13 protein-coding genes are annotated in these 13,982 nt (G+C 44.0%); 2 read left to right on the forward strand and 11 right to left on the reverse strand.

Annotation, left to right across the window (positions count from 1 at the left end; all coding sequences use genetic code 11):
- Positions 1–103: 103 nt before the first annotated feature.
- Positions 104–376, reverse strand: a complete 273-nt coding sequence (locus tag J2T19_RS16515) for a hypothetical protein (protein ID WP_307217600.1) — start codon at positions 374–376, stop codon at positions 104–106.
- Between the two features lie 283 nt (positions 377–659).
- Positions 660–1,115 (reverse strand): GNAT family N-acetyltransferase, encoded by a 456-nt coding sequence (locus J2T19_RS16520; RefSeq protein WP_239290600.1) that lies wholly within the window; start codon positions 1,113–1,115, stop codon positions 660–662.
- A gap of 255 nt (positions 1,116–1,370) precedes the next feature.
- On the opposite strand from J2T19_RS16520, the gene J2T19_RS16525 reads away from it, so the two are divergent.
- The gene (locus tag J2T19_RS16525; RefSeq protein ID WP_307217603.1) at positions 1,371–1,934 is read left to right on the forward strand and encodes a GNAT family N-acetyltransferase; all 564 of its coding nucleotides are present in this window, start codon (positions 1,371–1,373) and stop codon (positions 1,932–1,934) included.
- Between the two features lie 198 nt (positions 1,935–2,132).
- Here J2T19_RS16525 and J2T19_RS16530 read toward each other — a convergent pair whose 3' ends face one another.
- From J2T19_RS16530 to J2T19_RS16565, 8 genes are all read right to left on the reverse strand, one after another.
- Complete coding sequence (locus J2T19_RS16530; protein WP_307217605.1) at positions 2,133–3,437, reverse strand: DUF1963 domain-containing protein; 1,305 nt, start codon at positions 3,435–3,437, stop codon at positions 2,133–2,135.
- A gap of 27 nt (positions 3,438–3,464) precedes the next feature.
- A complete protein-coding gene (locus tag J2T19_RS16535; RefSeq protein WP_307217607.1) occupies positions 3,465–4,643 on the reverse strand; it encodes an alanyl-tRNA editing protein in 1,179 nt (392 codons plus the stop codon).
- 171 nt (positions 4,644–4,814) lie between these two features.
- Positions 4,815–5,567 carry an iron ABC transporter ATP-binding protein gene (locus J2T19_RS16540; RefSeq protein WP_145049220.1) on the reverse strand — a complete coding sequence of 251 codons (753 nt, stop codon included), beginning with the start codon at positions 5,565–5,567 and terminating at the stop codon, positions 4,815–4,817.
- Positions 5,564–6,628: an iron chelate uptake ABC transporter family permease subunit gene (locus J2T19_RS16545; RefSeq protein WP_307217610.1), complete on the reverse strand. Its 1,065-nt coding sequence runs from the start codon at positions 6,626–6,628 to the stop codon at positions 5,564–5,566. The genes J2T19_RS16540 and J2T19_RS16545 overlap by 4 nt, the downstream gene beginning before the upstream one ends.
- A complete protein-coding gene (locus J2T19_RS16550) occupies positions 6,625–7,635 on the reverse strand; it encodes an ABC transporter permease (RefSeq protein ID WP_307217675.1) in 1,011 nt (336 codons plus the stop codon). Before J2T19_RS16550 ends, J2T19_RS16545 begins: the two co-directional genes overlap by 4 nt.
- 33 nt (positions 7,636–7,668) lie before the next feature.
- A complete protein-coding gene (locus J2T19_RS16555; protein ID WP_442418848.1) occupies positions 7,669–8,718 on the reverse strand; it encodes a siderophore ABC transporter substrate-binding protein in 1,050 nt (349 codons plus the stop codon).
- Positions 8,719–9,126: 408 nt separating this feature from the next.
- On the reverse strand, positions 9,127–10,896 hold the full coding sequence (gene dhaK, locus J2T19_RS16560; protein WP_307217612.1) for a dihydroxyacetone kinase subunit DhaK: 1,770 nt from the start codon (positions 10,894–10,896) through the stop codon (positions 9,127–9,129).
- Positions 10,896–12,035, reverse strand: coding sequence for a glycerol dehydrogenase (locus J2T19_RS16565; protein WP_307217613.1), 1,140 nt, complete (start codon positions 12,033–12,035; stop codon positions 10,896–10,898). Before J2T19_RS16565 ends, dhaK begins: the two co-directional genes overlap by 1 nt.
- A gap of 551 nt (positions 12,036–12,586) precedes the next feature.
- On the opposite strand from J2T19_RS16565, the gene J2T19_RS16570 reads away from it, so the two are divergent.
- A complete protein-coding gene (locus tag J2T19_RS16570; RefSeq protein WP_307217615.1) occupies positions 12,587–13,618 on the forward strand; it encodes a PocR ligand-binding domain-containing protein in 1,032 nt (343 codons plus the stop codon).
- 46 nt (positions 13,619–13,664) lie between these two features.
- Here J2T19_RS16570 and J2T19_RS16575 read toward each other — a convergent pair whose 3' ends face one another.
- Positions 13,665–13,907 (reverse strand): SMI1/KNR4 family protein, encoded by a 243-nt coding sequence (locus J2T19_RS16575; protein ID WP_307217617.1) that lies wholly within the window; start codon positions 13,905–13,907, stop codon positions 13,665–13,667.
- Positions 13,908–13,982 lie beyond the last annotated feature (75 nt).

Consider the following 13,982-nt stretch of genomic DNA (forward strand, 5'->3'; position numbering starts at 1 on the left):
TAAAACGTCTGTGATTCTTTAGTTCAAGTCTACCTAAATACATAATTTTCAGTATACCCTATAGTCCATACCTCAGAACAGAACATCTACATGGGAATTTCATTCAATTCTTGATAAAGTTCAATCCTTTATACATCAGTAGTGTGATTAAGCTATATCCAACACCATCCACCATCCCTATGCCTACATTAGCCCACAGAGTTGCCCAATCACTCGCAATGAACAGCAAAGGCAGTACAAATGAAACGCCCATCCCCATCATAATTTTAAACCGCCTTCTATAAAAGCAAACCACACCAAGCATTAGTGCAATGATCGGACTCAGTATAAAAACTGCAAATAACGGATTCAGATCACCAAATATCCAATAGATCACGTTGGATCTCCTCTCTGTGGAACGTTAGTCACGTGTGTATGCAGTCATTTTAATCTAGTTTGCGATCGAACTATGTGTCTTTTGATACAATCTAACTATGACTGGCATTGCAGCACATTCTCATCCTTCCACTGTATAGAAGGTGCCATATATACATCAAAGAACAGCATCCCTTGTAACTCAGAATGCTGTTCTTCAAGTGTTTTTTATTTATTAATAGAGTGTACTAAATGCTCTTAATACTTTTAATACTATGAACGTTTGAACATTCTCAAAACGTGTACTACAGTTCCTTCGTCATAAATGTACTATTCGGATCCAGAATATAATCTGCAAAAGGCTCACAATACGTGAAGCCGAAATCTTCATACAGCTTGCGAGCTGGGATGAATGAATCCATGGAGCCAGTCTCTAGACTGATCCGTTTATATCCACGACTTATCGCAACTTCAATAATATGAGCAAGGATCTTTCTTGCCACACCTTTGCGTAAATGATTCTTAGCAGTTCGCATCGATTTGAGTTCTGCGTGCTCTTTGTCCAGTTCCTTGATTGCCCCACAGCCGAGAAGCTCCTGATCTTCCCATGCACACCAAAAAGTAATCTCCGGCTTCTTCAAGCCGTCTAGATTAAGGGCATGAATGCTTTCTGGTGGAGAGTCCTCCGCCATTCCTTGTAAATGTTCTGCAATTAGTCCAATCACTTGTGCCCCGCTCAAATCATCTACACGAATTTCCACTATAACCACTCCTACGTTAATGTTAAGTATGATCTACACTTGTTAACCTTCTGTATTTCATATTACTCCCGTGGCAGGTTTCCTGACAAGGATATTATGCATGTTCTCTAGATCGAGTGTTGTATCACCCTGAAATTTTCATTATGATGATCCTATCTGATGTCTAAAGGAGCGAGGCATATTGCGTACAATACATATGGCTAACGGTTGTTCTGAGGTGAAGCGAACTTAAATTTGGATCTGAAGGAGATTAACATGACACTATCAACAGAAAATCTATTTTACAGCCAGCGTTTAAAAATGACCCCTCCCCGCACAGAAGACGTGCAGACGATGCTATTGTGGAACGAAGATCCTGAATATCTGCGTAACGTGGATACGGATATTGCGATTCCCTACTCGGAGAAACAGCTTGAGGACGAAGGCGAAACGAAAGATAAGGAAGTATATTTTCGGCTACGCACCCAAGAGGATGAACAACTGATCGGCTTTGTCGTTATTCATAGTATTGAATGGAATAACCGCTGCGGGCAGCTTGCGATCGGTATTGGACTTGCTGAACATCGAAACAAAGGGTATGGTACAGAAGCGTTGAAGCTGATTCTTCGATATGCATTCCATGAATTAAATCTGGATCGAGTAGGTCTTGATGTCATCTCCTACAACTCCCGAGGCATTCGCGCTTATGAAAAGGTAGGCTTTCAACTGGAGGGTCGCATCCGCTCAGCAGTTTATCGGGATGGCAAGCGATATGATCGTCTAATGATGGGCATTCTGAGATCCGAGTGGGAAGCCCTCTCAGCAGAGCTCTCACCTTAATTACTGATCCATATCAATACACAACAGATACCAAAAAACGTTCAGGGCTCAATGCCTGAACGTTTTTTACGATTTAATTCTGTTGCTCATACAACCTTCATCCATGCGTTCCGTACCCGACTTCGTATCCTATATCCCAATCATCATTACCCCAGACCATGACGATGATCTAGATTCATATCGGTGCAAACGGGCACTCTAGCTCTGCTGATACGTTACCGCAGTCATCTGACACGGCTCACATAGCAGCATATAATACATGCCTTCTCCATACTCCGCTAGTTCCTCACCATTCACCTGCCCAACCGCCTTCATCCGGGTAGAACAGAACGGACAAGTTGCATACTCTGCATCCTGAACCCATCCCGGATGTCCGCCTATTTGCGACAGTGACGGTTCGTTCGCCCACTCGCTGCCGTGGTAAGGGTTACGCGGTTTGGTCGCGATATGATAATGAGGAGCTGTATCCATTGTAAACGCATCGTGATCTTCTAGATCAATCTCATCCACGCCCATAGGCATTACGTTATGCGTACTCCAGACGGGTTCGCCTTCAGCGCTCAGCTCCATGTAAACTACCCCATAACAGCTGCAACTCATACAGGTCTGGACTTGAAGTTTCTCGGCCTTCCATGATACCTCACGTAGTGCCGGATGATGAGCCTCTAAACTTACCAGTATGGTTAGTTCTCGACTGCACCAAGGACAATAATCCGAGCTGTTAACTAACATGGAGATCGGCTCTCCGCCTGAAGCAGTGGCAGAAGACTCTTCTTCATTGACGACAAATAAGGAGTAACTCGGTGTTGTGGACAACATTCTTCGCTTACCTTCTGTTGTCAGTTCCCAACCAGCCTCTATCGCATACTGCTCGGGAGCTACATACAGTTGATCCGCCCAAGGCGGGGGAGATTGCTTCCATTGCTGAAACTGCTGTACAACGATATCATCCCCAATATACGCAAGCATCAGCAACAACAAATTACGATTCTCATCATCTGTATTCACCTGCTGTAGCAATTGATTTCGCACTTCCGGGCTCGCACTCTTATACAAAATGACGGGATAATAGATCTCATGAGCCAACAGCTCTGGAATCTGTTCGGTTATCGAAATCCCATGATAACAGACAAGCGATACCAGAATATCTTTGCCTGTATCCACATCTTCTGTACGAATGAGATCCATTGCGTACTCTACCATCACAGCTTGTTGCTCTGCTGACAAAGACAGGAACACTTTCTCTTTGGACTGCCCATATGGAACATAGCGTATTAACGGATCGTGCACATGTGGAGTATGCATGATCTTCAGAATCTCTACAGGATCAGTCACACCTTCATACAAGTTCACATCACGTCGATTCGCTTCAATATATTTGCGATGCTCCTCACGCTCGATCTCTTGTTTACATGGCATGCAGATACCACCTGTTTTGGTTGCAGTTGCGGGCAAAATGGTGTTACTACATGCCTCTCGACGACAAGGAATACGTTCTGTCATATAACCTCTCCCCAATCTAAGCTCCGATTAGTGATGACCCAGTTGCTCCTTCGTGAATTCATAAAATGCAAGCGCATCTTCACTAGTGGCGAAGCCTGCCTGAGCCATTTTATCACTGCCCCCACCTTTGCCTTGATACGCACCAAGATTGCCTTTGAAGAACGGGCCTGCGGACCATTCTGGTGGTTGTCCATTCTGTGCCAGCACGACCTTGGCTTCCGAGATACTGGCAAAGAGCACTAAGCCTTCATGTTCTGCTGTAAGCTTGGTCGCAAGGCTCTGCATATCCTTGAGCGGTTTGTCCTCAAATACTTGAGCGATAACCAGCCCTTCTCGTGCTGCAAGCAGCTCCTGTGCATAGTAGTCATCATTCGTTGCTTTTACCGCATTCAGCTCGCTTTGCAGCAACTTCTGCTCCTGTTCCATTTTCTCAATGCGCTCCAGCAGCTCGTCTCTGCTCGTCTTCAATTTCGTCGTTAAGCCGGTCAGTACTTGCTGTGTCGCGGTGAATTCATTCAATGCTCTAGATCCACATTTAAAATAAATCCGGGTACCACCTTTCACCTTCTCGGTTTTCAGCAGCTTAATTAATCCAATCTCCCCCGTTGCCGACACATGTGTGCCACCACAAGCGTTATATTCCACACCCGCAATCTCAACGATCCGAATATCTTCAGTTACACTCGGCTGCTTCACCAAGGGTAGACGTGCTGCCTCTTCTGCCGTTACCCAGGATGTATGGATTGGAGCGTTACGATAAATCTGCTGATTCACCTCGTGCTCGATAGCTGCAAGCTGCTCTGCACGGAGTGACTCTGCCGCCACATCAATCGTGGCATAATCCGTTCCCAGATGGAAGCTGAGTGTCATCGCATCAGCAAGCTTCAGCGTGATTGCTGACAGTAAATGTTGTCCGGTGTGATGCTGCATATGATCGAATCGACGCTGCCAGTCCAACGCACAGTCCACGTCCACTTGTTCAGGTGAGCGCTCTAGCTTATGCCACACCTCTCCATCTTCAAGATTGACATCAAGAACAGCAATGCCGCCGATCTGTCCTAGATCACACGGTTGTCCACCGCCATGCGGATAAAAAGCGGTCTCTGCTAATGTGACGTAGGTACCGTCCTCCTTGTCTGCTCTATTTGTAATCTGTGTATGCCATTCATGTGTATATGCTGAGTTGTAATAAAGTTTATCTGTCATTGTATAGTTCCGTTCCCTTCTCGTTCAAAGTGGGTTATCTGTTCTCCAGATTACACTATTTGGCATAAGCAAGCCAAATTTCACCCTCTTTATACAAAAAAGTAGAGTGAAATAATCACTCTACTTTCGAAAGAACCCTTTTAATTTAACAGCCTTTAATACATCCTGCACTTAATAAATCGCTATTGGCCCATATGGACCCTCGATAATTTCGATTTTGGTCTCAAAAATATCGGTTAAAATTTCGGGATCCATAACCTCGTCCACTGTTCCAAACGCAGCAATCTGCCCATGCTTCATCGCACAGATTCGATCCGAATATTTGGCGGCAAAATTGATATCATGCATAACCGTTAGAATGGTTCGTCCAAATTCATTAGCTGCATATCTCAGATGCTCCATCATTCGAACAGAGCGAGCCACATCCAGATTGTTCAACGGCTCGTCCAAGAGCACGTATTCTGTCTCCTGACACAAAACCATAGCTACATATGCTCTCTGTCGTTGACCACCAGAAAGCTCGTCTAAATATCTATTTTCCAGATCAGTTAAGTCTAGAAAATCAATATATTTCGAAATAATCGCTTCATCTTCATCTGTTAATCTTCCCTTGGAATGAGGAAAACGCCCAAATCCGGCAAGCTGTCTTACCGTCAGTCTTGTGACAAAATGATTTTCTTGCCGTAGCACCGTTACAATTTTGGCCAAGTCTTTGGACTTAGATTTGGAAACATCCATATTGGCGATCTTAATCTGTCCTTCATCCAAATTCAGAAGCCTACCGATCATCAGAAGCGTTGTTGACTTTCCCGCTCCGTTGGGTCCGATTAGTGAAGTAAGACCGGCTTTGGGGATGCTTATATTCAAAGGACCAATTTCTACCTCGGCTGCATAGGACTTTTTGACATTATCGATCTGTATCATAACGAACCCTTCCTTAAAATAACAATTAAGAATGTTAGTCCACCAATCAATTCAATAAGAATGGAGACAACACCTTGCGCATGGAAAATATGATTCATAATAAAGTACGCACTCGTTAAGATTACAAAGCCTATAGCAAGAGCCATCGGGAACACGTATCTGTGATCATAGGTCTGCGCTGCTTGATAACTCAACGTAGCAACTAAAAATCCATAGAATGTAAGTGGGCCAACCAAAGCGGTTGATACAGCCATCAAAATGGAAATGAGAACAAGTGTATAAATGACACTTACTTGATGTTTAGAGCCCAGAACCGTTGAGACATCCTTACCCAGCGACAATACATTGAGCCGCTTGGCATTCGCAAGCAAAAGGATCGCTACAATGATAACAATGGGTATGGCAATTGGGAAATAGGCAGCATCAGCATTATTGACGGAAGCAAACATTCTTGCTTGCAAAATATCAAATTCAGAGGGTGACAGAAGTCTTCTCATAAAAGAAGATACAGACCTTAGCCCCGTTCCAATAATAATACCGACCAAAAGCAGGAGTTGTAAATTGCCGTACTTCCCAGAGAGCAACCATCCATAGAGGATTAGACACATCAAGACCATAGCAGCAATCTGATATAAAAAGGCATCTACACCACTAAAATTCACAAACGCCGCAGCACCAAGGAAAAAAATCGTGCTTGTATGAATGGTGGAGTAAATCGCTTCAAAACCTAAGAGTGACGGAGTGATAATTCGGTTATTCGTAATCGACTGAAAAGCAACCGTCGCTAAGCTTTGACAGATTACAGCCATAAGCATGGCAACAAGGGCTACTACCCTTCTTGTAACAACAGGTATGAATGAGGGGGAGGTTACCGGAACCGGATTGTTATACACCAGTAGTCCGAACGATGATAAAAGGCCCACAACAATCAATGTTATCAGCAAAATCCAATAACGCTTTTCTTCCTTCTTGGTACGAAAGGCTCTAGCTGATCTTTTTTTGGGAGGTCGGCTAGAGTCGATGTCGACATTTAGTGGATTACTACTTGTTAATTCGCTCATCTTAGCCTCCTTTTTGACCTCCTTTGTCTTAGCAAAATAGCAATAAATACAACGGCACCCACCGTTCCAAGGATCATAGAAACAGGTATTTCAAAAGGCATAATGATGATGCGAGACAGGATATCACATACAATGATGGTAGCCATCCCTAACACGCACACCCATGGCAGATTACTCCTGAGGTCATCCCCTCTAAACATGGAAACGATATTGGGGACAATTAGTCCTAGGAATGGTAAGTTTCCAATAACAGCTGCAACAACGCCAACAGCTAGAGAAATGAGACCCGTGCCAATAAGAATAATTCTGTTATAGTTTACGCCGAGACTGGTAGCGACATCTTCCCCAAGTCCAGCCAGAGTCAACCGGTCAGCAAATATAAAAATAAGTATAGTGACCAAAATAATAATCCATAGATACTCATACCGACCAATCTGAACAGGTGAAAAAGAGCCTACAAACCAGCTCTCAATATTTTGCGTCACTTGGAAAACAAGTCCGATAAACGTTGAAAATGCCGAGATCACTGCTCCCAGCATCATCCCGATAATAGGTACAACTAGAGACGAACGAAGTTTAACTTTTCTTAGAAAAACAAAAAAAATCATTGTTCCTACAAAAGAAAAAATGATTGCGCCTGTCATTCTGAGCACTAGCGTTGGAGCAGGAAATAACAGATAAACAAATAGAAGTCCGAGACCTGACCATTCCATGGTTCCAGTGGTGGTAGGTTCTACTAAACGGTTCTGTGTAATCAGCTGCATGACCAGTCCTGCCATGGCCATTGCGGCTCCAGTGAGCATCAGGGCAATGGTTCTAGGTACACGCGTGATGAAGAACATCTCCATACCATCCGCTTGTCCTCTGATGTCATAAACGCCAGTAAGCAGTGATAGGATTGCTAGAAGAGCCGTCACAGTAATGGCGATGATAAAAGGGATCGTCCAAAGCTTCTTTCGGTTATGACGCTGGGGTTGAGTATTCTCAACCCCAGCTAGTTTTGGTATAAAATTTTTCAGCACTGCGTCATACTCCTTTGACTACTTCGCTAAAGTTTCTGATAAGCTGTTGAAGATTTTAATGAACGTTTCAATGGATTCATTGGTATATGTGTCGTTTGGTGCATACAAAATCTGACCTTTAGTAATCGCTGTTGTGTTTTTAAGAGCAGGTGCATTATCAATAACATCTTGTGCAGGCACAGAAGCTTCATCGGAAGAAATAGCTGCATCACGATCCAGTACGAAAATCCAATCTGGATTGCTCTGAGCAATAGCTTCAACGGAAATATCATCCCCTTGATGATCAGCAGAAGACTTGTCAACTTCTAGCGCTGGCACCCAATTGAAGATTTCATACAATGGTCCCCATACACGACCGTAATGAGGAGCTGAGAAACCAATATCCCCTGCAGAAACAATTACACTCATCACTGTATCTTTGCCATTGTAAGCTGCTTTTGCTGCCTCAATAGATTTATCGAGTTCAGCATTCAGTTGGCTAGCTTCGTCTTCTTTACCAAAAATTTTGCCCAAATTCGTTGTTGCATCTTTAAATCCATTAATCAAGTTTTCTCCAGGTGTTCCGGCTTCTGCTGAAACATCAAAAGTAAGGTCAATAACTGCTGCATTAGGCACTAATTTTTTGATATCTTCATAGAATCCCGAGAATCTTTGACCAACAATAACAAGGTCAGGTTGAATCGATGCCAATAGCTCAAGATTTGGCTCGCGATGATCTCCGATATCTTGTACCGCTTCATCATTTACATAAGGAGCATTTGGAGGCATTACACCCTTAGGCACAGCCGCTAATTTAACGTCCCAGTTCGCTAGTGTCTCAAACGTTCTATTATCAAGAGCAACGACATTCGTTGGATTAACAGGAACCGTTACCGTTCCGTGTGCATCTGTAATTTCAACTGTCGTAGGGGCAGCAGGATTAGCTGCACTCGTAGAAGCGCTAGTGTCCGTCGCATTGGTACTCGGTGCATTCGAATTCGAAGCTTCATTACTGGAACATGCCGCGAGCACCAAAGCCAAAGCTGCCACCATCATAAACAACAATTTTCTAGAAATAGATTTTCTCATTTGTATCCCCCTAGTTTAGATATGTATGACCCATAGGTAGAGTCTTTTAGATGAAATCATTATCATGCCAAAATCAACAAATGATAGTGATTATCAATATCAATAAAATTCATTATACCAACTTAGCGAGCATTTTCAACACCTATCACCTGTAAATTATGTCGAAATTATGAACCCATTTACTTTCATACCTATTTCACATATCTGTTCCGATCTTGCTGTATCTAGCATTGCAAGGTATTTTCAAGGTACATCACCCTCCAAATTCTCCACCAAATGTATTTCGAAATCATCCTCGAAAAAAATTTACGAATCACAAAAAGAGGAGTATGACTATGTCATACTCCTTGTGGTAGAACGTTTCATCACAATAGATTTCTCATTGTAACGTCCTGACTTATCATAGATTTATTTCATTGCCTCAGACAATTCAGTGAAAATAACACCCAATGCATACGCACCAGCATCAGGGTATCCTAGACTACGGTCACCAACCGTACCTGCACGACCCATACGAGCTACGATGTCTTCCGTTTTCTTGGCACCTTCCACTGCTGCTGCTGCACCTTTGGCAAATGCCGTTTTGAAGTCGTCTCCCGACTCAGCGCTTTGTGTCCAAGAATCAGCACAAGGTACAAGCGCATCAATCAAGGTTTTGTCACCGACAACTGCACCACGTCCGAAGGAGCGTTCGCCAGTGGACTGAATGCCTTGAACTGCAGCTTGCATCATCTCAGCGAATTCAGCCACACTCAATTGCTGCTTGTCGCCTACAGCTTTGCCAGCCGCACGGAATGCCGAACCCCAGATCGGGCCGGATGCTCCGCCGCAATATTCCATGATAACCAATGAACATGCATCAAGGAATGAACCGATGTCCTTTTTCTCTTCGTTAATGATATGATTCCATTCACGTTTCAACTGGCGGAAGCCTTTGGCCACACTCATCCCGAAGTCGCCATCGCCCGCATGAGAATCCAGCTCACAGAACGGCACTTCATTCTTGATGATGATCTCACCCATTTTGTCGATCAGGTATACGACATTATCGAGGGAGAACTGATTATTGTTGATTACCGCAGACGTCGCAGGTGTCTCCACCTCAAAGGATACTGGAGCATCCTCACTTACAACTGCTTCAAGTGCTTCAGAATATGCTACTTGGGCAACTGGTTCACCGGAGACCTTGAATGCAGGCGTATCACTTTCTTGGAACAACAACGTTTTCAGTTCATCATCCAATTTCAGAATAGTTACCGAGGCACCAGCCATATCGATACTAGTCATATAGTTGCCTACAAACGTTGTAGCAACCTTCAGACCTGTTTGTCCTGAAAGTTCACGTTGAACGGAGTTGTTCAGCAAGTACAATTCTTGTAGCGGTGTAGCGCCAAATCCGTTCACAAGCACAGCAATCTCCGCAGAAGCGTCATGGTCCAGCTTCATATCTGCCAGCAATGCTTCAACCATGCGTCCTGCGAGTTCATCCGCAGACACAATTTTCTCCCGACGAATCCCTGGCTCACCGTGGATTCCCACGCCGAACTCCATTTCATCTTCCGCGATCTCAAATGTTGGAGTTCCTTTCGCTGGTACAGTACATGAAGTGAAGCCAAACCCGATACTACGTACGTTCTGCGCTGCCTTCTCAGCAACCTGTTTCACTTCATCCAGACTGCGGCCTTCTTCTGCCGCTGCTCCGGCAATCTTGTGAACCAGTACAGTACCAGCAACACCACGGCGTCCTACCGTGTACAAGCTATCCTGTACTGCGATATCATCCTCAACGCGTACATATTGTACGTTAATGCCGTCTTCCTCTGCCAGATGAGCTGCATTCTTGAAGTTCATCATGTCGCCACTGTAGTTTTTGATAATCAGCAGTGTACCTTTGTTGCTCGCTGTAGCTTTGATCGCCTGGTATACCTGGATCTGTGAAGGAGATGCGAATACATCTCCGCACACCGCTGCATCCAGCATACCTTTACCTACATAACCTGCATGAGCCGGTTCGTGTCCGCTTCCCCCACCACTAATCAGGCTAACTTTATCCGCATTAATCTCTCTGCGTTTGATGACTTTATATTTCTTCAGGAATTCAAGCTCCGGGTGCGCAAGCGCAATCCCATTGCACATTTCCATTACAACATTCTCGGCCTGGTTAATAATTTTTTTCATTATTTTTCCTCCTGGCGAGCTTTGTACTCCCGTCCGATTCGGTCAGCTGCTGCGATGGCAGCTGCCACTTCAGGAACTGTGATTGGGAATGGCATTGCGTGAATGGATTCTTCCGGAATACAAGCAATCTCTGCTACTTGGATCAGTTCTTCTTGTGTAATTGTTTCTACACCGATATCTGCCAGGCTTACAGGCAGTCCAACAGCAAGGCAGAAGTCCATCACTTCATGCAGCTCTTCGGTTGGTGCATTCTCAAGCACAAGCTGAGCAATGGTACCGAAGGATACTTTTTCTCCATGGAAGTAGTGGTGCGTGCCTTCAAGAACAGTCAGACCGTTGTGGATTGCATGTGCCGCAGCCAAACCACCGCTCTCAAATCCAAGACCAGACAATAGAATATTCGTCTCCACGATGTTCTCCAGCGCTTGAGTCACCACATTGCTGTCACTAGCTACTTTAGCTTTTGCACCGTCAGTAAGAAGCATCTCATAACATAGCTTCGCCAGTGCAAGTGCCGCATTCGTCCCTACAGCAGAAGGTGTATGTCCTTCGCGAGATCCCATTGGTAGGCTTGCGTTCACACGAGAATAGGATTTAGCTGTTGCTCTTGCTTCGAAATACGTAGATAGTGCATCTCCCATACCGGATACGAGGAAACGTGTGGGTGCATTTGCAATAACTGTTGTATCTACAAGCACAACACTTGGGCTTTGTTTGAAGTATGCATAATCATCGAATGCGCCTTCTGGTGTGTACAATACAGCTGAGTGACTTGTTGGTGCGTCCGTTGCCGCAATCGTTGGGCAGATGATCAAGGCTTCGCCTTCAGCTACACATTTGGCCGCATCAATCGCTTTACCACCACCAAGACCGATCGTAGAGTCACATCCTTTTTCCTTTGCGATCTCTTGCAGACGAGCAACCTCCTCACGGGAACATTCGCCTTTAAAACCGCTTTCAACAAACGTAATATTGAATTTCTCAGCTGTTGCATCCAGCTTTGCTTTTACACGTTGTACATCATCTGGGTGAGCGATCAAGAGCGCGGAGTCTCCGAACGATTTCACAAAATACCCCAGGTTAAGTAGTTCGTCTTCACCTTGTACATATTTCGTTGGGCTGATAAATGCTTTTCTCATACTAGAAAACCTCCTATAAATATTTAATGGATTAACCATTCAATTCAACATATAAAATTTTAAATGACCCACAATAATATAAATATATATCAGTAATGTGAGGTTTACAGTGGATTTTGATAACAAATTATTATAATTTGCAATCGTAATTTTTTGCTTTTTGCTGCAATCATGGTATCTTATTGTTATGGGCTTTTTATACATTACCCACAGGCATCACATTTTAATATGTACAAATTCCTAACTTTTAGAGATTGTTCAATAAGTCCGTTTTTAATTCACAGCATGAATATAAGTTCAACTAAAGAATGTTTACACCTGCCACTCCGATGACAGAATAACCTTCCGATCGCTGTTATCCCCAGATTTTTTTGCATTCCCTTCTTCAAAGGGAAAATCCGGTGATAAAGGCGCACGCTTCGCTTCTTCAAGTTATTTCTGTCCTCTCCGTTCTCGTGTAAAAAGTATAGTTAACTTATATAACGGATTCAAACAAGAACACACGTAGGACGACATACTGTCTTGATCCAGACTGCTATGGAGGTTTCACCATGATTAAGGAATACTTGCATATTAATAAAATTCTTGACCTGACCAAATGGAAGCGTCTGCAGGACTCACTTGCGACTGTAACGAAGCTAGCTATCCTGACCGTAGATTACAAAGGGATTCCCATAACCAGTCACAGCAGTTGTCAGGCGTTCTGCCAGAGTGTACGCAAAGATCCCGAGCTACTTCCCTATTGCCAAAAATGTGACTCACGCGGCGGTCTGGAAGCTGTTCGATTGAATGAACCATATGTATATCTATGTCATTTCAACATAGTAGATATAGCCATTCCCATCACAATTGACGGAAAATATATCGGGGCTGTTATGGCAGGACAAGTTAAGCTGGCTGACCCGGAGAAAGGTACCGATCTGGAACAGATCGTGACCTCCAAGAATGTACCGATGCATGCTGAGAAGCTGAAAGAGTTACAAGAGGAGTATGACCAGTTACCCGTCATGACCTATGAAGAGGTTGTGAAAATTTCGAATATGCTCTCCCTGCTCTGCAACTATATTGTAGAGGAGGCACTAAACAAAAATCTGCTGGTGGAAATGTTCGAGAAGGCCTCCGGCAATCAGCAATCACTGAACCTCGCGACCATCCTGCCGGGGTATTCCATTCGTAATATTGAATCTATCAAAAAAGAAATGACCAATGCGATTGCGGATGCTTATCTGAAAACCAGTCCTAATGAAGCCGAGACTGGCAATCCGGTGTTACAGCCCGCCTTTGAATACATCCATAGTCACAAAAGCGAGCAGGTTTCGTTGAAGCATATGGCTGAGCTCTGTCACCTGAGTCCAAGTTATTTCAGTCGATTATTCGCCAAGGAAACGGGTGAGAACTTCACGACTTATCTCGCTAAACTCAAGATAAAATGGGCCAAGCAATTACTTGAGATTACCGATATGCCTGTCTCTCAGATTAGTGATGAATTAGGATTCAATGAATCAGGTTATTTTATTAAAATCTTCAAGAAGTTTGAGGAAATTACCCCTGCCCTTTATCGTAAATACATCCAAAAACAATGAACCCTAGGCTCGAATAAATTGAAACAGGAAAGAGGTGATGCTTCCATCACCTCAACTTACACCAGTCCGTACTTCCACCGGAATCCATCACTTCTCTCCCGCTCGCAGGATCACCGAAGTTGCATGCACCGAATTCGAGTAAAAGCGCCCGATAAGCTGCGGGAATGTTCACGTTATGCTTTTGCTCAAAAGCTCGCATGTCCTGTTCTGTATCAGGCTTGCATCCCTTGCCCATGGTTGTACCATAAGCCTTCTTTAAAAGATCACGAATCGGTTCCCATTCTATCAACGTCACATGAACTCCCCTTTTAATAATTGATGAGGCACATTCGTCTAACTTTCGTTATTTGTCCATCTTTTCCTG

The organism is Paenibacillus tundrae, assembly GCF_030812775.1.
Lineage (GTDB): Bacteria > Bacillota > Bacilli > Paenibacillales > Paenibacillaceae > Paenibacillus > Paenibacillus tundrae_A.